The organism is Chryseobacterium paludis (assembly GCF_025403485.1).
Taxonomy (GTDB): Bacteria; Bacteroidota; Bacteroidia; order Flavobacteriales; family Weeksellaceae; genus Chryseobacterium; species Chryseobacterium paludis.
Genome location: NZ_CP099966.1, coordinates 202,130 through 224,411 on the forward strand (window position 1 = coordinate 202,130; position 22,282 = coordinate 224,411).

Below are 22,282 nucleotides of genomic sequence, written 5' to 3' on the forward strand. Positions count from 1 at the left end.
TTATGAAAAAAATAGGAATAATTATATTTTTCTTTTCTGTTATTTCTACGGTTGCACAAACCAAAGTGGCAGATACCATTGGTGCAAAGAACGTGATTGAGGATGAACCAATTTTTGCTGATCCGGATAATAACCCCTTTAACCTTAATATATTAACTGCTAATACTGTAAACACATATACAGGAAGGGCTGATATTTCGGTTCCCTTATATAATCTGAATTTTGAAGGTTTGGAAATCCCTATAAATTTACAATATAATTCAGAAGGGATTAAAGTAAATCAGTTCGCTTCTGAAGTTGGTTTAGGATGGTCATTATCATCTGTTGGTGAGATTATTAAAGAAGTAAATGGAGGCTATGAAGATAATGAAGGACGTGACAATTGGAGGGCCTACCTAAGAGGCTTACCTAATAATCCATCAAGTGATTTTCCGGATTATTATACCATAAATACTCCAGTCTTATCAGGTAAATTTTTTATTGACAAAGAATTAACGGTAAAAGAATTAGAAGGATTTAATACTGCGAACATAACCTTTACACGAGCAAAGACCGCAGAGAGTGAAATTCTAAAATATGGATTTGTCTCTAACCGAAGAACCCAATGTTCATCAGGAAATGGTATTCCGGCCCCAGCAGGACCATTTGTGAATTATTTTTTGCATACATTAATCGGAACCTGCACTAACACAGAAACTCCAGGAAATCATTTTGATACACAAATGATTAATATAATTAAGGATAAGTTTACTTACAGTTTTTCAGAATTCGAACATATTCATATAGGAACAAAAACTAAGGATGAAGCATTTAGAAGCTCTCCAACATTTCCAGAAGATGGTTATACTTATTCTGATATGGAATATCATAATAGCTATAAATTATCTAAGATCATGGATAATACGACAAAAAATACTTTACAGGTGAGTTATATTCCTTTGGCGCGTTATGATGAAACAATAAAACGGGACAGGATCTGGGATAAATTAGTACATAGGGTGGATGGTGGTTCTGTTACTAATTTTTTTAGAAAGATTGAAAACTTTGATATTTCAACCAAAGAAGCTTATATCAAAAAATTAGTTTCAAAAATAAAAACGGATGAGGTGGAGATTCTTTTTAATTATGAAAACTCTAGGGAAGATAGAATAAATAGGAATATGGTTTTAAGTGAGATTCCAAATGCTCCAGCAGTAGAGTATACCGGACCCTTTTATGGAGCTGAGATTGTTAATCCTATTACACAAGAACCACTATTAAAATCGATTGTTATTAAAAATAATATAGGACAAATCATTTCACAATACAATTTTATTTATGATTATTTTAATTCTGGATGTACTGACCCTGTTTGTAAAAGATTAAAATTAGTTGCTATTGAAAAAGGATTTGGGCCAAATAATTTGAACAAGGAAACTCATACATTTTCTTATTATGAAGATACAAACCTTCCAAAGATCACTTCATTTAACAAGGATGTATTTGGTTTTAAAAACAACCTTATTGAATCTTCTATAACAGATTCTTATGGGTTTCCTATGAGACCAAATCTGTACAAATACAGTGAAACAAGAAATAATATTAATTTTGTTTACTACTCCCCTCTAAAAGTTAATTCTCTTAATCCGGCTATAGCTGCTGGCAGTTTTGATCAAGGTATTGCGGGACTTGAAAACATTCGTGCATGGACTTTAAAAACAATTACCTATCCAACTCAGGGAGTTCAGTTATTTTCATATGAGCCACATGTTTTTTCATGGAAACAATATCAAATCAGTGGTGGTGGACTAAGGATTAAGGAAATTAAAATGCTTGATCCTATTACTAATAAAACACTGACAACAAGCTACACCTATAGCAATGGTCAGGTGGCTACTCTGCCTCTGGTTACAGGTGAGCAGAATATTGCCACATATAATTTTGAGATTAAAACAGGCACACCACAAAGTTTTAATACCTCACTTAAAACATCTAAGGCGAGCTATGTTATTTATCCGGAATCTAGAAAAATAGATCCCAATGGAGGATATACAAATTATAAATTTAGCAGTTACACTGAATACCCAGAAAGTAATAAGTATACTTGGGATATCTCTGGCAGTCTGGTTGATATTGATTTAGACCAATACTTATTTTCAAAGAATAGTATCAATACTAAAAGTTTTAACAGCGATTATTTAAGAGGGAATCAAATCAGCCAACAAATATTTGATAAAAATAATATCTTATTGAAGTCAACCGACTACAATTATACATCAACTGAATATGCTTCTCCTATTTTCGGAGAACAGGCATATTATCCTAAAGTTCGTTATTTATATTGGCCTCTTGCAAGCAGTTATGATGCTTGTTTTCCTCAGCAAACGCCTTTCCAAAAAGCGAAAATAATTAAGAAAAATAATTTAACAAAGATTATTCAAACAGATTATTTCTCAGGTAATACAATAAGTAGTGAAACAAATAATATATATCTGGAACGGTTTAATTTATTAAAATCAGTAACTAATACTAACCAGGCTGAAAATACAGCCATAACCAATACCTATGGTTTCGAAAGTGGAGATGTATTACTAAATAATCCCGACTACGAACAAATACTGGTAGGAGTAGATCAAAAAAATAATAATGATAATATAGGTAAATCAAAGGTTACTTATGCCAACATTAATGCCCTTGTTTTACCTAAAGAAAGTAACTATAATAATGTTGAATCTGGTGCTTGGGGAACAGATACGAAATATGACCTTTACGACAACAAAGGTAATATCCTTCAAAAAACAAATTTAGAGAAGCCTTCTACTATTATTTGGGGTTATCGTCAAAGTAAACCTATAGCCACGATAGAAGGTGCCACTTATGCCCAGGTAATGCAAGCAATGGGATTAAGCACAACAAGTAACACCGCTTATTTGCAGCTTGATATTGTTAAAAAATCGGATTTGGATATTGATGAAACTACAGAAGCTAATCTTACTTCTGTCCTTAATATCTTTAGAACTAAACCTGAATTAAAAGATTACCTGATTACCACTTATACTTATGATCCTCTGATCGGAATAAAATCATCAACGTCAAAATCAGGAATTACAACAAAATATAAATATGACACATCTAACAGACTACAGAAGATAGTAGATAAAGATGGAAATACATTAAAAGAATATACGTACAATTATTCGGCAGCAAGATTTTATAATAGGGAAAAAAGTCAAACATTTGTTAAAGATTGCGGAAGTTCAGGATTTGGAAGTGCTTATGTCTATACAGTCCCAGTAAACAAATATTCATCATTGTTCAGTCAGTCAGATGCTGATAATCAGGCTGATAATGATATGAATACTAATGGGCAGAATGTAGCTAACAATTTCGGGACATGCACCAGTATGTCATGCAATGTAATAAAAGGCAGTGGAATTAGTACCATGCACTTTTCATCTATAACCATGTATGGTAGCAATCCTTCTCAATTCAGGGTTAAAATCCAGTATCCATTTGAATCTGGGCTTAACTGGACAAACGGAAACGGAGTCCTAGTAGGAAAGATCACCGGAAATTGTGTAACTGCAGGAATTCGAACATCCTCTTGCTATTCAAGCGGAGTTTGGGGAATTACAGTAAACCCTAATGGGGACATCTATGTGAAGTTTGTGCCAGGTGCAACCTTTGTATTGCCCCCAAATAATACAATAATCCTTCTGGATTTTGCACTTTCAGTAATCTAAATAACCGAATTATGAAAAAATATATTATAATATTCATTTTATGTTTTGTATCTAAGGTGATTTCGGCTCAGACCATCCCTTCAAATACCGAAAATTTTATTTATACGAAAGATTGTTTAAATAATGATTGTACAAATAAAGCAGAAGAAATCCAGTATTTTGATGGCCTGGGGAAGGCCATGCAGGTCGTTGGAGTAAAAATTTCTCCTACAGGAAAAGATGTTGTGATTCATAGCGAATATGACCAGTATGGCAGAAAAACTAAAGATTTTTTACCTATTCCACAAGCAGGAACACAAAATGGAGCTCTTTATTCTGCACCTCTGACAAATGCCGCATCAAATTATGGAAGTGAAAAGATTTTTTCTGAAGTGATATTGGAAGACTCTCCGTTAAACAGGGCTAAACAAAGAACACAAGTTGGAAATGACTGGACAAGCAAACCTATTAATTATGTTTATAATGTTAACGCAAACTTAGATAGAGTAAAAAGATTTACAGGGACAACAACCTGGGATAATGGTACGACCAAAACCATTCTTGGCCAAAATGCATTTTATCCACCCAACTATTTATTTAGGAATACAGTACAAGATGAAGATGGAAATATAACCACTGAGTTTAAAAATGGGCAGGGACTAGTCGTTCTAGCAAGAAAATACAATAAAAGTAATGAGTTTGCAGACACGTATTATGTGTATAACACGTATAATCAAGTAGCTTATATCATACCTCCATTAGCTAGTGCCAAATCTGATATTGCTACCAATGTGCAAAGACAAGAAGAGTTGTGCTACATTTATCATTATGATGGAAAAAAAAGACTCGTAGAAAAAAAACTTCCTGGTAAAGGATGGGAAGAAATAGTCTATAATAAACAAGGGAAGATTGTCCTTTACAGGGATGCCAATCTTAAAAACGGATTAGCAAATTCGATCCCGGCCGAGGCTTGGGTTTTTACTAAATATGACCAATTTGGAAGAGTTGCTTATACAGGGATTTCACTAGATGCAACCCCAAGAAAAAATATCCAGACTTATATAGATAACCAGGCTGCGTCAATCTCTTATGAAACCAGAGGTGGAGGAAGTGTTACTCTTAGTACTATTACTATCGATTATAGCAACAAATCTTATCCTACTGTACTTGCAAAGCTTTTAGGAGTTAATTATTATGATACCTATCCATTAGGAACACCATCTGCTACTCCTACCATACTTGGTCAACAGATACTTACGGATAATTTACTGAGTCCCACTAATACTAAGAGTTTATTAACGGCCTCTTTTCTTAAAAATATTGAAGACGATAATTGGACAAAAGATTATTTCTGGTATGATGGGAAAACAAGGCTTATAGGGAATCATTCTGTGAATTATTTAGGGGGGTATACCAAAATGGAAAGCAAATTAAATTTTATTGGAGCCCCCGAACAGGTTAAGACGTATCATAAAAGAATAAATGCTGATACTGAAACAATAATCAATGAAACCTTTGAATACGATAATTCTGGTAGGCTATTAGCGCATAAGCATCAGATTGATAATAATCCCATAGAGATCTTATCTCAAAATTCATACAATGAACTGTCTCAGATAGAGAGTAAAAAAGTGGGAGGAACAAATGCAGCTTCACCACTTCAAGTAGTGGATTACAAATACAATATTAGGGGTTGGATGACTAAGATCAATGATCCAGTTAACTTGAATGGAAAATTATTTGGATATGAAATAAAATATAATAATCCATCAAACGAAGTTGTTGCTCCTAAAAAATATAATGGAAATATCGCAGAGATAGATTGGAAAACCTCAAATGATCAAGTCTTAAGAAGATATGGGTATCAATATGATAAACTTGAACGCTTAACTAAGGCTACATTCCAAGAGCCCAATACATCTCTTCCTGAAAACGGATATTACAATGAAGATTTAACATATGATATCAATGGAAATATCCTTAATCTAAATAGATTTCAAAAACCAGAATCCGGAACAACTCCTTTACAGATTGATCAGTTATCTTATACCTATTCAGGTAATACCTTAATCAGAGTATTTGATGTAAAAGGCAATGACGAAGGCTTCCGTGATGATGTTGCGCCCGGTAACGATGACACATCAGATGACTACGCTTATGACCTTAATGGAAACATGACAAGGGATGATAATAAAAGAATAACATCAATAAAATACAATCTGCTCAATCTTCCTATTGAGGTACAACTTTCGGATAATAATAAAATAAACTATGTCTATAGAGCAGATGGTTCGAAATTAAAAAAAATAAGAAAAATAGTTGGATCAGGCAGTTCATCTTATGAGACAACAGATTATTTAGATGGTTTCCAGTATCAACAAATTAGTAATTCCAGTACTATTACTCCAGCTAAGCTTTTGTTTTTTCAAACAGCAGAAGGGTATTATAATAAAAATGTAAATACGAATCCTTCTGACCCGGTTGTATCAGCTTATGTGTATCAGTACAAAGATCAAGTGGGTAATGTAAGGCTTAATTATTACAAGAATAATAGTAGTAATTCTTTGGTTGTAGATAACGAAAACAACTATTATCCTTTTGGATTACTACATAAAAAGTACAACACACAGCCGGGAAATATAAACTATCAATATAAATTTCAAGATCAGGAACTACAAAATGAAACTGGATGGTATAGTTTTAAATGGCGTAATTACGATCCTACAATAGGAAGATTCTTCAATTCGGATCCTTTATCAGAAAAATATGCTTACCAATCCCATTATAATTTTTCTGAAAACAGGGTAGTTGATGCTGTAGAGCTAGAGGGGATGGAGGCCATAGTAAATAGTAAGACTGGGGATATAGTCATTAACATCAATGGGCAGGGATCATTTGGCTTATCAGCTGGTGAATATACAGTTGGGGTTGATGGAGAAATTAATATAGCGGAGATTAATCTTGGAACGTATACTGCAAAATCCAGTTTAAATTTTTCTCCTTCACAATTGGCAAATGCTCCAACAATGCAGCCAATGCCAGAGATATCCGCAAGTGTAGGAAGTGCTGTACAATCTATCAGAAATTCTTCTCCAATGAAAGGATACGGAACTTCTCGTGGATTAAATATTCTGGCAAAAGGAATTCAAGATCAATTATTAGATGCTGGAAATTTTGTAAGAAACCAATTATTTGATAAAAGAGACTATTCAGGCTTAGGTCCCAGAATGACGGGATGGGATGGAACTCCAATGGGTGCTGAAGAGAGTATGGATGCAAGTTTTAATGCTATTTTATTTTTTGGTAGCTTTACAACTGGAGGATTAAGTGCAGAATTAAATGCTACTAAAGCAGGCTTAACCGACCTTCAAATAGTCCAAAAGGCAGCCATGAAAGCTGAAAATGCTATAGGTGGGACAGGAAGATTCGCAGGAACAGCTAAACACACATTCTCTACAAATCTTATAACTAGATACCAAAGTATATATGGAGATAGAGGACTTCGTACAAATTTTTATTTTAATAAAAGTGCGGGAAGAGGCTTCTTAGATGTTGTCAACCATAATACTGCGACTATTTATGATTTTAAATTTGGTAATGCTAAGATGAGTACAAAACAGTTTACTAAATATTCAAACGCTTTTGAAGGATACTCGATACAAATTGTTAGACCATAAATAAAATATTTATAAAAATGTCAATAGATGCAATCATTAAAAAACAAGTAATTCAAGATTGGATAAATAATTTTCCAGAATTATCATTATATGGTACAGATAAATTATACAAAGTTATAGGCCCTGTTATAATTGGTTTAGAATTAATAAAGCTTCCTAGAACAGAAGAATATAGACCTCATTTTGTTATTTACCCATTATGGAAAGAAAAGACAGAGTCAACACTTAAGGTACCCATCTTGCTGATAGAATATGACAATAAAAAAGGGTTACAATATAATATACCATATAAAAACCATTACACTTCTTTTTATGAAGCTTTGGACAGTATAAAGAAGCAAACACCACTCTCTTTTACAGCTAATATTACTTTGAAACAATTAGAATCAGTTTTAGATAAATATTCAAAATCTCGACCACTAAGTGCCGCTCCTAATTCTTATTTGCAGGCATTACTACATGAGGCAAAACTTAGAGTAGCTTTATTTATAGGAGTTAAAGAAGCAGAGGGAATATTAGATGAAATTATAAAAAGAGAATGGGATACGAAATCTTTTAATAACTGGAAAATTGATATGATTGACTGGTTCAAAAGTTTACATGAGATTATTGCTAACAGAGATGAATTTTTAAAACAAATTGAAGTAAATAAGCTAGATAAGAAAATATCAAAGCTAAACAGGTCTGAACTTGTTTTATAGCAATCTTAAATATGAAATAAAAGTCTAAGCTATCAAGAGCAGGGAATAGATAAAATTCCTGCTCTTTTATTGTAGAGCAAATACTATAATAGTTTGAAAGAACAAGGGTAATAAAAAAAGACCTGAAATAAACCAAGTCTTAAACTAATAAAAATTTGCCATGATTGGCACATTTGATAACAAATATAAAAAAAATAAATATACAACGGAGGGAAATAATGCAGTTTTTGTAAAAACGGTGATTTTACAACGTATTTTATCAGTTCCAAAATGTAAATACATATATTATTTGATTATGCATTCAATGTTTTCAAAACCCATTCAAAAGAAGAGGCAATGCTAATTGTGAAATCTACAATTTGAAACTTAATGCTTTAAATGAAAAATGTGATCATGCTTTGATTGAAACTGATGAAAGAGAGCAAATTGCCAAAATAATAATTTTGAAACAAAATTTGAATTTACAGAAATTTTGATGGAAAATGATTCGAAGAAGTGTAAACTAACTATTAGTTATTCAGTCCCTGCTAAAAAAGAAAAGGTTAAGGAATATTAACTTGTGTTTGTTTTTAATAACATTAAGCCTGAATAAAATCTTTATAAAATTCCGCTGGCATTAAATATTAGGAACTTATGGAAACTTTAAATCAAGTGGTCGAAACATTTATGCAGCAATCAACTGGCAGACCGGATGCAAGTATAGCAATTGAACATCTAAAAGAAATAGGATATAAAAAATAATAAAATAGACGATGTCTTTGCAGTTATTATAGGTGAGAACGCCAAGAAGTATTTTTAATATGTTGTGTGTTGTGTGCTGCAATTGCGTTGAAGAAGAGTATCACTGAAGAACTGAGATAATTTTAATTGGAGCTTTAAAGGCAAAAATTAAAATGTTGGCAATATCAAACTTTTTGAGAGTTGATACTGCCTTTTTTTGTTTATAATAGAATGGCAAATAGGAGGGAATTGCATGATTTAAAATATACTAATTGAATAAGCATTTAAATTTAAAAAGGTTGTATAATATAAACAATCTTTTAGAATGGAATTATTAACTTCCTGGACTACTTTTAATTTCGGAACTTTGATAGTTCCGTTCAAATATGCAGTAGCTGGTCAGGTAAAACGTGTGAAGGTTTTTGTGGAGAGGGTTAAGTTCTACCTGACGGGCTACGCCACTTCTGAACGCAAAAATGCGTTTCCTCCGTTTCGGAAGGGACGGCATTTTTGCAGCCGGATTTTGAATTATCAGACCAGGATAGGCTGAGAGCGGAAATTTTTTAAATTGAGGAAAAATCTCCTGTAGACTATCATACCATTACGAAATAATCGCCATAGCAAAGAATAGCATGTATAGGTCTTGTTTTTTTCAGTGCTTAGCTAGTGAGCGACCTTATTTTAAAGTGTTTTTAAATTTGATACGACGTTGTATCAGCTTATTGTACATATCTGCCCAATAAGCATTTTGCTTTTGATCAAAGCGAGAGAAACTTTTATCCTCATGCCTAAAATCTTTGTATTGTTTGGCTTGCCTTATCGCTTTGTGTAGGTTGGTAACCTCGATAGGACAACCATGTAAATCTGTTATTTTCATAATGTTCAATTGGCTTTTCATTTTTTAGTAAAGACAGTCCGCCATCAGCTGACGGACTGCCATATATGGTTAATTAAGGGTAAAAGCTTCTGCACCGTCTGTAGCAAATGAAGTGCATAGCTCAAAAGCTTTTTGAGTTTTCAGTTGCGCAGTACCTCCCATTACTATGGATTGCAGTTTAGCTTCGCTGTCCTTGTAGTTACGTACATTCTGATAATAGCCTGTCACAGCATTGTAAGCGCCAAAGAGTGTTCCTTTTGTAGTTTCCATTTGTTGTGTGTCATTTATCATTGCATAAGCGAAGGCATCATCTACTGTATTTTTAAATACGGTGGAAACATCTTCTTCCGCACCCTTTTTGAGCAGATCTAAGGTTTCCTTATTGGGACATAGCGCCAACTGGATCAGTTTTTTCACTTCCTCGTCTGTTACCTTTACTTTTGCCCACTGATTGAATGTGCTCTCCAATTGTTTGCTTAGGGAATTGGCCAATCCCATCACTTTATGGGCGTTTTCTAAACGTTGTTTAGCCCCTGCGGTGTGTTTTATACGTACTACATTACTCATGTTTCGCAGTGAAGCATTCAGAGTATTCTGGCAGACAATACGAATAGGGGTGAATGCTGCCGTAATACTTCCACTGCCATCGTGCGAAGTTGTCAGGAAGATGTATTTTTCTGTGATATCATCCCCGTTTCCTACCCGGATATAATCGGGGAGCTTAGCGGTAATAAAGATGCGTTCACCTTGTCCTAAGGCCCCAGCAGTTTCGTAAAAAATGCCGTCATTACCACCTACAATTGCATCAAAAAAAGTGAAAGCATCACGGTTTTGTATTATCTGATAATCTTTTCCTACTACGCCTAATACTGCATTATTGTCTGTGCGGATATTAGCGAAGTAATTGGGAACATGTAGTTCATTTGAGCCGATTTCGATGCCATCCGCGGTTTCAATGATACCTGAGCCTTTAGTATAGAGTGGGGATTTAGCTACTTCGTAGTTGAGTCCCGCATACCTGATAGCTTCTTCACTAGTGGGATAATCCTGAATAATTTGTCCCAATCCGTGCCAAGCTTTTTCTTTCACGCTGAAAAATGAATAGCGTCCTGTTTTGTTGTTGAAATTTAAATTGTGTGCCATGATATTTTATTTTAGATTAATTATTAAAAAGTTTAGAGAACAAGCAAACCTGATAAGACGGTCACCTGTGGGAGAATACAGAATTTTTTTGTAGCTGTCATTAACAGATAGAGAGAACTTATTACCTTCCTGTTGTTTGATGTTGTGCGTACTTGCGCATCTTGTGTTAATTTTCCAATGATGTTCATGACTTTTCTTTTTAGAGTTATAGAATGTTTTTTTCTTCTCTTTTTCCCTGTCCTGCTTCGTTTTTTCGTGATACTTTCCAAAAGAAAAACCGGAAAAAAGAAAGCAGATATGGAAGACGTACAAAGGGGAAAGCCAAAAGGAAACGGAATAAAGGATGGCCTATGTGCAGGGGGATTGTGTTTATGCCGTAGTCTTTTGGCAGGCATGTGCGTGAGGTGTACGTCGTACCTTAGCTGCCTTTTTACCGGTTTCTTGTGGAAAGTATTACTTGTGTAATATTCTCTACCATCAAATAAAAATTTCTCAAACCGATAAAATGTTCATTGCCAAACAAGATAGCAGGTAAGAACTGTTGGCATGAACACTAAAAAATAGTATATTAGCTATTATAAACTAATACTAACCAAGAAACTCTGCTTCATTGAATGAAAAGAAATAAAACTGAATTTGCCATTTTACCAGCATTTCATGGTGATTGTATTCTGATAAAAACATTTGATGTTAACAACAATGATTTTTTTATCCTTGTAGACGGAGGAACCGCTCAGACCTTTCGGTACTCTCTTAAAGCAGAATTAAAAGATATTACCCATATTGATTTATTGATACTAACTCATATTGACTCTGATCACATAGCCGGCCTAATAAGCTTATTTAAGAGTAGCCTTATTGACAATATTACAATAGGCGAAATTTGGATGAATCATCCTGAGCTTGTTGAAGTCGAAAATGATGAATTAATTAGTACAAAGCAAGGAGATAATTTGAAGAATTTAATTCTTGAAAAACAGCCAAATGTAAAGCTACTTGAAATATCTACCCTTGAAAAATCAATAAATAAGTCAGGTGTTGAGTTTGTTATATTATCACCAACCCCAGAAATCAAGAATGAATTGTATCGGCAATGGCAAGCATCCACTTTGGCTGAAAAAGAAAAAGAAAAAGTAACCATTTCTTCTCAGCAAGACACTTATTGTAAATCATTGAAGGATTTGAGCAGGATTCCATTTGCCCCTGATAAAGGTATTAATGATGATATCTTTAACTCATCATCTATTGCATTTATTTTAAGATGTCGAGATATTTCAATTTTATTATTAGCGGATTCTCGACCTGAGATTATATCTGAAAGTTTGAGATCGAATGGCTTCAATGAATGTTATCCACTTAATGTTAATTATGTCAAAATTTCCCATCATGGAAGTCTCAATAACACATCACAAGAACTGCTTGGTTTAATAAAATCTGATAATTTTATAATTTCCACTAATGGAGGAACTTCTTCCCATAAACATCCATCTAGAGAAACAATTGCTAGAATAATCTTTAATTCACAAAGAACAGATGAGATCCTAAACATCTATTTCAATCATCAAATCGAAGATTTGAGGAAAAGGATTGGTAATTTTATAAGCGAAGATGATTTTAACAGTGGAAATTGGGTAGCAGAAAGCAAAAACTGGTTTTAAGAAAAATGATATATAATCTGGCAGAAAAATATTGTGTTCGGGTAAAAAGTAATGGGCACACTGGGAGTGGGGTTTTACTTCCAGGAAAAGATACATTTTATGTTTTAACAGCTGCACACTGTTTAGGCGATAGTATTCCCAGTACTGATGATATAATTATAGAAAAACAAAATGACTATACTTCCGAATTCAAAACAATAACTAGTGTTGAAATCAAAGAATTCAATAAAGAACATGATTTTGCTCTTATTGAAATCGACTTTGATAATGAAGAGAACTTGCTTTATCAATATAAGTTAGGTCGTGGAGTCTTGTCTGAAAATGAGATAAAGTTCTGTGGTTATCAGGGGATAAATATAGAACAATATCGCCCTTTTACAGGAAAAATATTATCTACCAGTGAAGATCTTGGATGTTTTAAAATTACTTTAGTAGGAGAAACATTCGATCAAGGTGGAGAAGATGGAAATTACCTAGCTAAAGGTCTGTCTGGTAGTGGAGTGTTCGTTTATCGACATAATTCGCCATTTCTTATTGGTATTCTTAACTCGGTTGTCACAAATAAAGCCTGGAATGATGATATTGCTTGTTGTTCGATAAAACATATTGAACAATACATATCAGAATATGTGGACTTGTCTGATTTTGAAAATTTGAAACAGTGGAACGAAAACTTAGAAAGAGAGCGAACCGATCGGGAAATAGAAGTTTTTAAGAAAGAAAATAGTGATTTTTTTGAAAAGCTTTATCGTAAAAACAATGTACTGTATCCTGAAACAGTTAAAGCGAATACTGTAACAGCGAAACAAATACGGAAATTTCTCGCAATGAGGGACAATATTAGAACAATTGAAAATGACTATCCTATACTTTATTCTAACTTCAAAAATATTGTTAAGAGATTTGTAGACCAAGTACAGGATGATTATTCGAGAAATGTTAATGAAAGTAATGAAGCAATAAACTTAAAAATGGAACTTCAAAATCAATTGAAAACCCAATTTGAGGTTCTTCCAAGCTTTACGAATTTGGATTTATCTGAATATCAGGTTATAGAATGGCTAGGTATATGTACATTAAATTTTACTAAAAATGATTAATATTCAATTAGACGAGAAGCCAATTTCGGTATCTATCCGATATAATGGATATTATAAAGTGGTTTTGTTGCTAGCAATCATTGCAAATTGTGGTTATGCAAAAAAGGCAAGCTTGGAGTTAATACATATTGTTTTTTGGAGTTTACGTAACGAAACTAACTATCAGGTGTTGTTAGATTTAGCAAATCAACAGAGAAATACTTTAATACCTTGGACTTTTGAACATGGTATAGATGAGGTACTAGCTCTAGGTCTAATCAATGGATACATTGAACGTGTGATTGTAGGCCAAACACTTGAAATTAAAATAGCAGATAAAGGCAGTGAAATTATTAATGCAATTGACCAGTTTGGCCTGTTTCAAGATGAAGTGCAAAAAATAAAGGCATTGGGAAAGATACCCAAAAACAGATTGAATAATGCAAATAAGAATTGGAAATTAATATAGGAGATATGTTTAAGATCAATAAACTAAGAGCTGAAATACTTACAGATAAGAGCGGAGATATAACTGATTTATATGGTTTCGATTTTTCATTCGACCAGGGCTTGAATATCATTGCTGGACCGAATTCAAGAGGGAAGACAACCATAAATACATGCATATATTATGCTTTAGGAATGGAAGAACTTCTTGGTGCTCGTAATGAAAAAGCATTAGATAAAGCTCTTAAAGAGGAGTTTACTATTAAAGTGAATGAAGAGGAAGATGGTATTACCTATAAAGTACTTTCTTCAAAAATAATTTTAGAAATAGAGAATTCAAATAATGAAATTGTTTGCTTAGAAAGATTCATTAAATCCAATACGGAAGAAGCGAAAACATCAAATATTATAATCTACCATTCTCCCTTTGAACGTATTAACGAAGAAGGAAATAGCAGTCGTCATGGAGTTTTTTTTGTTAATGCAAGAGGAAATAATGAAGATCCAAATGGTTTTTATAATTGGTTAAGTGATTTTATAGGTATTCAACTACCATTGGTAAGCAATAGCTCTAGGTCAGATAATTACAGTCCTCTCTACTTACAGACAGTATTTTCAGCATTATTTATTGAACAAACAAAGGGATGGTCCGATTTTTTCGCTACAATGCCTTTTTTTGGAATAACAAAAGCTAAAGAGAAAATTGTCGAATTTATACTTGGCTTGAATGAAATTGAACTTTCTACACAAAAAGATGTATTAAATAAAGAAAAAAGTATAATAACTGAGGATTGGAAAAGAAAAACTAAATCATTTTCGTATTTAGAAAAACAAACTAATTCAACAATTATTAACATTCCAGAAGAACTTACAACAGACAAAGCTGAAATTGATAAAATTAATGTTTTGTTCTCTACATCGGAAGATGAAAAAATTGGTTTTACTGAGTTTCTTGATCAAAAAGTCATGATTGTTAATGATCTTGAAAATAGACCGCTTTCTACTATAAGAGAAAACAGAGAAGAAGCTGTATTAGAATTTAATCGACAGAAGGAAGAGTATTTCAAGCTCAAAGATTATATTGAAAGATTTGAAAATAAATTGCGGATAGAGAAACAACAATTCGCAGCCCTAAATAGTCAGTTAAGTATTGTGGAGTCCGAAATTAAGGATCATATCAATCTACAGAAAGTTTTTAGTGAGAATATCATTAATGAGCGAGGTGCAAATCATTGTCCAACTTGTTCTCAAGAAGTTGCGATTGATCTTATTTCTATAAGAAATATAAAGATTCCTCAACTCACTCTGGAAGAGAATACTAATTTTTTACGAAGTCAAAAGAAAATTATTGAATCTTCCATAGGAAGTTTGAAAGAAACTGTTAATGAGAAAGAAACTCTTTTACAATATTTTAAAAATTCACTACGGCAAAAAGAAATCTTAATAAAATCGCTTTCAAAAGATTTAATTGCAGATGATAGAGCTCTTTCAGAATCAGAAGTGGTAAAAAAAATACAACTTGAAAGAGAAATCGAAAATTTACATTTGCTTAAAGAATCTATTTCAGAAATGAAAAACGAATTAGAAGCATTAGCCAATAAATATCACAATAATAACTTAAAAATTGAAAATTTGGGTGATTCAGAAAAGGAAGACGAGGTAAAACTTTTGGATTTTGAAACTCAATATAAGGATTGCCTTTTTGGATTTGGTTATGAGAGTAATGAGAAGTATCAAATTTCGATAAATAGAAAGGAACCATTTAAATATTTCCCAATATATAAGAATCATAGAAATGATACAATGCCTCAATCAATTCGTATCAATTCTTCAGCTTCAGACTTCGTTCGTAACATTTGGGCTTATACATTAAGTCTATTAAATAACGGAATTAATCATCCTGGTATTATAATTTTTGATGAGCCAGGACAACATCGGACAAATTTAAGTAGCTTGAAATCACTTTTTAAAACTTCATCTGAAGTAATCGAAAAACAGACTATAATTTTCACTTCGATTGATAAGCCTCTTAACAATGAGGAAGATGAAAAGATTGAATTGGATATCCTAATAGAAGATTTAGATAACTCTAAATATAAATTAATTAGGCTTGATAATGTTCATAAAGTGATTGGTAAGATATAAGATAAAAATGCCTTTTTAGTATGTTTTTTCAATTTTGTGCATAAAATAATTTGTATATAAACATAATCAATAAAAAAGTTAAATTTGCAGTAAGAAATTTTGTGTTCTTTATTTTAAGTCGTAAAATATTTTGCAAGTAAAAGAAGCTTGGGAGGAAATTGTTGAAATTTTTTTATTTCTGGCAGTTTCATGGCACTTCATATTTTATGAAGCTGGAAAGAGGCACCAATAAGGCATTTGCTGTATTGGTTCGAATCCCTGACTCTCCGCAAAGCAAAAGTTAGAGTAGTTTATAAAACTTCTTGAAACAAGAAAAGTTAGTGTGGCAATATCGTGGCACTTTTCAAATCTTGAATAAAAAGTTCAATAAACATCACATATACACGAGATAGGTTCATATCCCTCTCTCTCCGCAAAAAAAGGGTCTTCTTTTAGAAGATCCTTTTTTTTGTGTTAATAATTCTTTCTCTTTCATTTTCATATGGTTATAGGATAGAATGCCTAACATTGTAAGGGTTCGATAGATGCCCTTTTAAGAGTAAAGAAATGAATGGGATTATGCTCTTATAAGTACACTAAACTAAATTGTATGTCAGCAGTCTTTCTATATCAGACGTTCTTGATATATTCATGAATGTAGGTTTGAAGGTGAAAAGCCCGTTATCTTTAAAGGTAGTGACATACTTGCCGGGGTGCTAAATACTTAACTTATAGTCATTATCTTTAATTATCTAAGAGTGCTGAAAAATCAATTTTACTATAATAGTATAATTCTATGTTTTTTTAATGTAATTTTTCCTGCAATACGTAAAGGCCATCGTCAAAAGTACTAATAATGTCTGTTTCACAGCCTGTAGCAGATGAGTGAACGGTATTTAAAAGCAGAGGGGCAAGTAAAATTCAACTTATGAACTTGGGGCTATAAACAGTCTAATGGGCAACTCCTATGCTGCTTTCATAGTGGAAATACCTTATTTTATTATTCACGTTTTCCTTTAAAATAGGCGTACATCGCTGTTGCGTGACCATGGCCTAAACTAAAATCCTCTTTTAGCCAGTTGATAATTTCAGTGGCTTTAACGTTAATAGTTCCATTTTTAGTAAAACCTTTTTTGTCTGCGAGAAATTGGAAATCTTCCGGTGATTTGCCGGTTTTTTTTCCTCAATATTTTTGATGTAAGTTATAAATGACATAATTATTTTTTTGAATTTGACGAAGATGATAAGCCTTTGTAACTTAGAACAAAGGTAAATAGTATGAAAAGAAACGATATGGTCCAAAAAAGGATATTAATGGTCAATTCCTAAGCTTTTCTGATTTTTTGAAATCAAGAGGAGTGAAATGGGTATGCTTTCTGAAAAATTTCCCAAAATTAGACGGATCCGAAAAGTTAAGCCGAAAAGCTATTTCGGAAAATTGGTTAAAGATTAATACAAATATTGAACTGTAGTGATTTATTATTGAGGTGTTTAGGCAATGTTTGATGTTTATTAACGGCTTGGTTTTTGTAAGGTTTTAAATGAATTCATTCAAGAATAAATGAGGAAATTTAGAGAAAGTGAAATAATTACGGATACTAAAATACTAAAAAAATAAAATCATGAACATTAAACGAATTTTTGCAACAATATTAACCGTTCTGGGAATCGCTGGTTTGATTTACACTGGATATCAGTTGATTAATAAAAATACTTCTTATACGACCTTAGGGGTGATAGGAGTTCTTGGTTTAATCTTCTTTATTGCAGGGATTGGCCTTGTGAAAAACACAAAAGATGAATCTTAGCTATAATTGGAAAAATAAGTAAATTGATTGTGTCAAAATAAAGGGGATTTTAGAAGATTTTCTTTAAAAAGATATCTTGGAACACACATTCTATTTTCCCAATATTTTGAGGATAACTTTATAAATCAACACTATGGAAAAAAGTAAATTGTTGCGAATGGACAATATGGGCATTGTTGTAGAATCCCTTGATGAAGCTATTTCCTTTTTTACAGAAATAGGGTTAAAGATTGAAGGACGTGCGAAGGTTGAGGGAGAGTGGGCTGGTCGTGTTACGGGATTAGGAGAGCAGCTCGTTGAGGTGGCCATGATGGTGACACCCGATGGCCATAATCGGCTCGAGATTTCACAATTTATTAACCCGTCGACTATCTCAGATCATCGGAATGCTCCTGTAAATTCTCTCGGATATTTACGGGTTATGTTTACTGTTGAGAATATTGATGAGCTGGTGTCCAGGCTAGTGAAACATGGTGCTGAACTCGTTGGCGAAATGGTTCAGTACGAAAACTCTTATCGCCTGTGTTACATTCGTGCAAAGGATGGGCTGTTAATAGGTTTGGCTGAGGAATTAAACGGTAAGTAAAATTCCTCTTCACAAAGACCTGTGAGAAATTCGGCGAAGAAATATTATTTATGAATACTCCAATTATGAAAACATTATTATGGAAGGGAATAGCTTATGAATCTCTAGAATATTTTAAAATTGAAAAAAAGAATGAAAATAATGTTGTAGAATCAAAGATTATCGGCAGCCAAAATGGTAATATATATGATGTTAATTATAGATTGGTTATTGATGGAAATTGGCTGATTAGAGCATTTGAAATCGAATCAGAAATCAATACGATAAAAAGAAAGATGACTGGTGAGAATTCCGAACATGGATGGCAAATTAATATAATGACAAATTCTGATTTTAAAGGTTTTAAATACATTGATATTTCACTTACACCATTTACCAATACGCTTCCTGTTAATAATTTATCATTTGATATGGAAACACCAAAGGAAATTGATGTGATTTATATAGATGTCTTAAAAAATAACATTGTACCTGTCAAGCAGAGGTATACCAAAATAGCGGATAACAAATATTTTTATGAAAATTTAAATTCAGGTTTTAAAGGAAATATGAGTGTTGATGAAGTTGGATTAGTGGATAATTATTTTGGACTTTTTGAAAAAATAGCAGAATATTAGTTTTGAGCTTGTCAATTATTTTCTAAAGAGTTAACGAAATGGGAAAAAAAATTATTTTTTTTATAGTATCAATGACTTTTCTTTCCATCTATGGACAGAGCAAACCTTCCATAACTGACCGGAAGAAAATTGATATTGAACAGATTACAACCGAATTTGAAATACAAAATTATTTTAACGATGAGAACTTATCGAAGAAGAACGAATATTCGGTTGTTAGAAATACGAAACTTTTTATTCAAAAAAAACAAGGGAAAAATAGTATATATTATAATTTATCTATCTGGTCTCCTAAGAGGGATACAATAGCAAATTTCGGTACTATTAACTTTGATTATATTGAAGGGCTTACAAATAAAGAGAATTCTTTTTTTGGATTAGTATTTAAAAGTACAAAGGAATTAAATGAACAAGGCTTTAAAGAAAGAGTGGACTATTTTAAAGACAAATTGGGAATGCCGAATTTTCAATTTAGAGAGGCTGGTTGGGATTTAGTTGGCACTAAACTGTATAGTTGGAAACTTAAAGGGTTTATTTACGTAATCCATCTGGATGGACAAAATGGACTATGTTTACATTTAATCAACTTTGAAAAGTATAAGGAAATACAAGAAGCAGAATTAGGATGGCGATTAATAGATATATGATTTCGAATATTATCCGACTTTCTCGCATAATACATTATTTTCTAATTGACTGGTTAAACACTTTGCACAACGTATATTACATCCGAAAAAAATCAAAACCAAAAGGAGGATATGTAGTTGACTTAAAAAATGGTAGGATTTAGGCAGTAGGGAGATGTTGAAAACTTTCCAGATTCCTTAGCCCTTATTTCTACGTGTATTTTATATAGCTGTAATTTTAGTAGTTCCTTTATATATTTGTGATATGTGACATTTTTATTAGCCTACTTCTGCTAACCCCATATCATTTTGCTCTTATATTGTCAGAAATCGATTTTTTCTTTTTGTTTAGCTAATATTTTCAAAAATACTACTCAGCTTCCAATTTTTCAAAAAAGTATAGATTCCAAACTATTATAAAAGTGGGGAACAGGAATTACAAAATAATATAATAATATACTTTATTTATTATCAGCGACTGCTTAAAAAAAATTACCTTCTTATATCTCGAGAGTTTAAAAAACAAGGTTCACGATTATAAATTGGAACGCAGTCTTATGGTTAATGGTTTTATTTTCAATCAGTTAAATTTCATTAATGAAATGGGTTCGCATTTATCCTATGGAACATTCTAAGGCTTTCCCATGCCTAATTTTGCATCATAAATATTTTTAAAGAAGCCATTATTATTTTAAAAAATAAAAAAATGAAAGCACTCCTGATTTTTTCGATGATGTTGTACCATTATTTTCAACCCAATATTGTAACACCAATTAACAAAGAATATCTGAATTATTCTATTATAAAAGACGATAAAACGATTGGCAATATCCATGTGGAACGTTCTTTGAAAGATGATGTCACCGAATATATTTTTGAATCCCGAGCTAAAGTAAAAATCATTTACAGTATTGAAATTTATGACAAAATGGGTGTCACTTTTAAACAGAATATTCTACAGCAGGCCAAACTTTACCGAACAATGAACGGGAAACTAAAAGTGAACAATACCGCTACCTGGAACGGAAGTGTTTATAATCTTTCGGACAAAGATGGAGCCAATGGTTCTCTAAAACAGTCCATTTTCAGCTCTACTGCAAGTCTGTATTTTAATGAGCCCGAAAATATAAAATCTGTTTTTTCGGAGAAATTCCAAAAGATGATTCCTATTCAGAAGATTAATTCCAAAAAATACAGGATCGATCTGCCAAACGGAAACACGACTACTTACACATACAGCAAAGGAATTTGCACTTTAGTTGAAGCCAATACCGATTTTGCAAACCTAAAGTTTGTTCTTGATACGAATCCAAATAAAACCCATTAAAGTCCTTATTGCAACTATTTATTGTGAAAACTTTGGATTTTTCACATAAAAATGAGATAAATGTGGTATTTACGAGATAGGTTCACATCCCTCATTCTCTGCAAATACTTAAAAAGAGTTTTTTTTGCAGTTGTTATTTAATATTTTTATATTCGGTGAATTAAAAATTTCATTTAAAGATATCTAGAACCCGATGAATATTACATTAGGAGTAACCTATTTATGTGAAGGAATAAATTCATTTGAATATTACAAATGTGAGAGGATAATATATATAGGCTCTAAGAATGTTTACTATTTAACTATATCAAGTACCTCCACAAGTTTTAAAGAATGGAAATAACTCTTTGTAAAAATTGCAATTTTAATTATTCAGGTAATTATTGTCCAGAATGTGGACAGTCTGTACACGAAAAAAGAATTGATGTACATTGGCTAATTCATGATATACCACATTCTGTTTTTCATATTGACAAGGGGTTTTTCTATACACTAAAATGTCTTTTTACAAATCCTGGAAAAATGGTAGAAGGATATCTTGCAGGAAAACGAGTAAAACATTTTAGGCCTTTTGCTTATGTTATATTAATAGCATCTATTTGTACTTTTGTTGTTAATAAACTTCAAAGTCTTACACAAAGTATATATCAAAAAAGGTTTCCTAATCAGGTCCTTGAGGTCAATGAATCATTCTTTAGTCATTATTTCAGTCTTTTTATTTTTATAATGATTCCTTTTGCTTCTTTAATAACGTGGTTGTTTTTTATAAAAAGGCAATATAATTATTGGGAGCATTTTCTTGTGAATACTTATTTAGCGGCACAACTTAGTCTGTTATTAGTACTCATTAACTTGATAAAACTCTTTATGACCCTCTTTTCAGAGAAAACAGATGTAAGTGAGCAAGGTTTTTTTATCTCTTTTTTTATGACAGGATTTTTGTTTTTATATGGTTATACGTATGGCAGCCTGATGAGTACAAAGAAAACCAACTTGCTAAAAATATCATTAACAATTACTGTAATGAATTGCTTACTGTTTATTTTGTACTACTTTGGACTAATAATAACCAACGTTATCCATTAATAACAATAGAGAAAATGGTGGATGGTAATCCAAATGAAACTAGGATCAAAAAAATGCAGTCAATCATGAATCACAATGGGATTTATTGAATAATAAAAGCTATTG

General features: G+C 32.3%; 15 protein-coding genes and 1 pseudogene. 13 read left to right on the forward strand and 3 right to left on the reverse strand.

Features of this window, described 5'->3' with window-relative positions; all coding sequences use genetic code 11:
• Nucleotides 1–2: 2 nt before the first annotated feature.
• From NG806_RS00895 to NG806_RS00905, 3 genes are read left to right on the forward strand one after another with little or no spacing between them, the layout of a single operon-like run.
• Nucleotides 3–3,722, forward strand: a complete 3,720-nt coding sequence (locus NG806_RS00895; RefSeq protein ID WP_261511577.1) for a DUF5977 domain-containing protein — start codon at nucleotides 3–5, stop codon at nucleotides 3,720–3,722.
• 11 nt (nucleotides 3,723–3,733) lie between these two features.
• A complete protein-coding gene (locus NG806_RS00900; RefSeq protein ID WP_261511578.1) occupies nucleotides 3,734–7,378 on the forward strand; it encodes a DUF6443 domain-containing protein in 3,645 nt (1,214 codons plus the stop codon).
• 17 nt (nucleotides 7,379–7,395) lie between these two features.
• Nucleotides 7,396–8,079 (forward strand): hypothetical protein, encoded by a 684-nt coding sequence (locus NG806_RS00905; protein WP_261511579.1) that lies wholly within the window; start codon nucleotides 7,396–7,398, stop codon nucleotides 8,077–8,079.
• Between the two features lie 1,396 nt (nucleotides 8,080–9,475).
• On the opposite strand, the gene NG806_RS00910 is transcribed toward NG806_RS00905, so the two are convergent.
• Nucleotides 9,476–9,676, reverse strand: coding sequence for a hypothetical protein (locus NG806_RS00910; RefSeq protein ID WP_261511580.1), 201 nt, complete (start codon nucleotides 9,674–9,676; stop codon nucleotides 9,476–9,478).
• A 69-nt stretch (nucleotides 9,677–9,745) separates the two neighbouring features.
• Nucleotides 9,746–10,819 (reverse strand): DUF932 domain-containing protein, encoded by a 1,074-nt coding sequence (locus NG806_RS00915; RefSeq protein ID WP_261511581.1) that lies wholly within the window; start codon nucleotides 10,817–10,819, stop codon nucleotides 9,746–9,748.
• A gap of 614 nt (nucleotides 10,820–11,433) precedes the next feature.
• Between NG806_RS00915 and NG806_RS00920 the strand changes: the two genes are divergently transcribed.
• From NG806_RS00920 to NG806_RS00935, 4 genes are read left to right on the forward strand one after another with little or no spacing between them, the layout of a single operon-like run.
• Nucleotides 11,434–12,477: a ComEC/Rec2 family competence protein gene (locus NG806_RS00920; RefSeq protein ID WP_261511582.1), complete on the forward strand. Its 1,044-nt coding sequence runs from the start codon at nucleotides 11,434–11,436 to the stop codon at nucleotides 12,475–12,477.
• 5 nt (nucleotides 12,478–12,482) lie between these two features.
• Entirely contained in the window at nucleotides 12,483–13,577 is a 1,095-nt protein-coding gene (locus NG806_RS00925) for a trypsin-like serine protease (RefSeq protein WP_261511583.1), read from the forward strand.
• Nucleotides 13,570–14,025, forward strand: a complete 456-nt coding sequence (locus NG806_RS00930) for a hypothetical protein (protein WP_261511584.1) — start codon at nucleotides 13,570–13,572, stop codon at nucleotides 14,023–14,025. The genes NG806_RS00925 and NG806_RS00930 overlap by 8 nt, the downstream gene beginning before the upstream one ends.
• A 5-nt stretch (nucleotides 14,026–14,030) precedes the next feature.
• Nucleotides 14,031–16,148 (forward strand): AAA family ATPase, encoded by a 2,118-nt coding sequence (locus NG806_RS00935; RefSeq protein WP_261511585.1) that lies wholly within the window; start codon nucleotides 14,031–14,033, stop codon nucleotides 16,146–16,148.
• 979 nt (nucleotides 16,149–17,127) lie between these two features.
• Here the strand turns inward: NG806_RS00935 and NG806_RS00940 are convergent.
• Nucleotides 17,128–17,247: pseudogene (locus tag NG806_RS00940) on the reverse strand (DUF4287 domain-containing protein); the annotation flags it as partial.
• Nucleotides 17,248–17,749: 502 nt separating this feature from the next.
• On the opposite strand from NG806_RS00940, the gene NG806_RS00945 reads away from it, so the two are divergent.
• The 6 genes from NG806_RS00945 (at nucleotide 17,750) to NG806_RS00970 (ending at nucleotide 22,177) form a co-directional block, all read left to right on the forward strand.
• A complete protein-coding gene (locus tag NG806_RS00945; protein ID WP_261511586.1) occupies nucleotides 17,750–17,935 on the forward strand; it encodes a hypothetical protein in 186 nt (61 codons plus the stop codon).
• Between the two features lie 133 nt (nucleotides 17,936–18,068).
• On the forward strand, nucleotides 18,069–18,521 hold the full coding sequence (locus NG806_RS00950; RefSeq protein WP_214834669.1) for a VOC family protein: 453 nt from the start codon (nucleotides 18,069–18,071) through the stop codon (nucleotides 18,519–18,521).
• A 65-nt stretch (nucleotides 18,522–18,586) separates the two neighbouring features.
• The gene (locus NG806_RS00955) at nucleotides 18,587–19,138 is read left to right on the forward strand and encodes a putative glycolipid-binding domain-containing protein (protein ID WP_261511587.1); all 552 of its coding nucleotides are present in this window, start codon (nucleotides 18,587–18,589) and stop codon (nucleotides 19,136–19,138) included.
• A 38-nt stretch (nucleotides 19,139–19,176) separates the two neighbouring features.
• Complete coding sequence (locus tag NG806_RS00960) at nucleotides 19,177–19,785, forward strand: hypothetical protein (protein WP_261511588.1); 609 nt, start codon at nucleotides 19,177–19,179, stop codon at nucleotides 19,783–19,785.
• A 685-nt stretch (nucleotides 19,786–20,470) separates the two neighbouring features.
• Entirely contained in the window at nucleotides 20,471–21,091 is a 621-nt protein-coding gene (locus tag NG806_RS00965; protein ID WP_261511589.1) for a DUF6134 family protein, read from the forward strand.
• 333 nt (nucleotides 21,092–21,424) lie between these two features.
• Complete coding sequence (locus tag NG806_RS00970; RefSeq protein WP_261511590.1) at nucleotides 21,425–22,177, forward strand: DUF3667 domain-containing protein; 753 nt, start codon at nucleotides 21,425–21,427, stop codon at nucleotides 22,175–22,177.
• The last annotated feature ends 105 nt before the right edge of the window (nucleotides 22,178–22,282 follow it).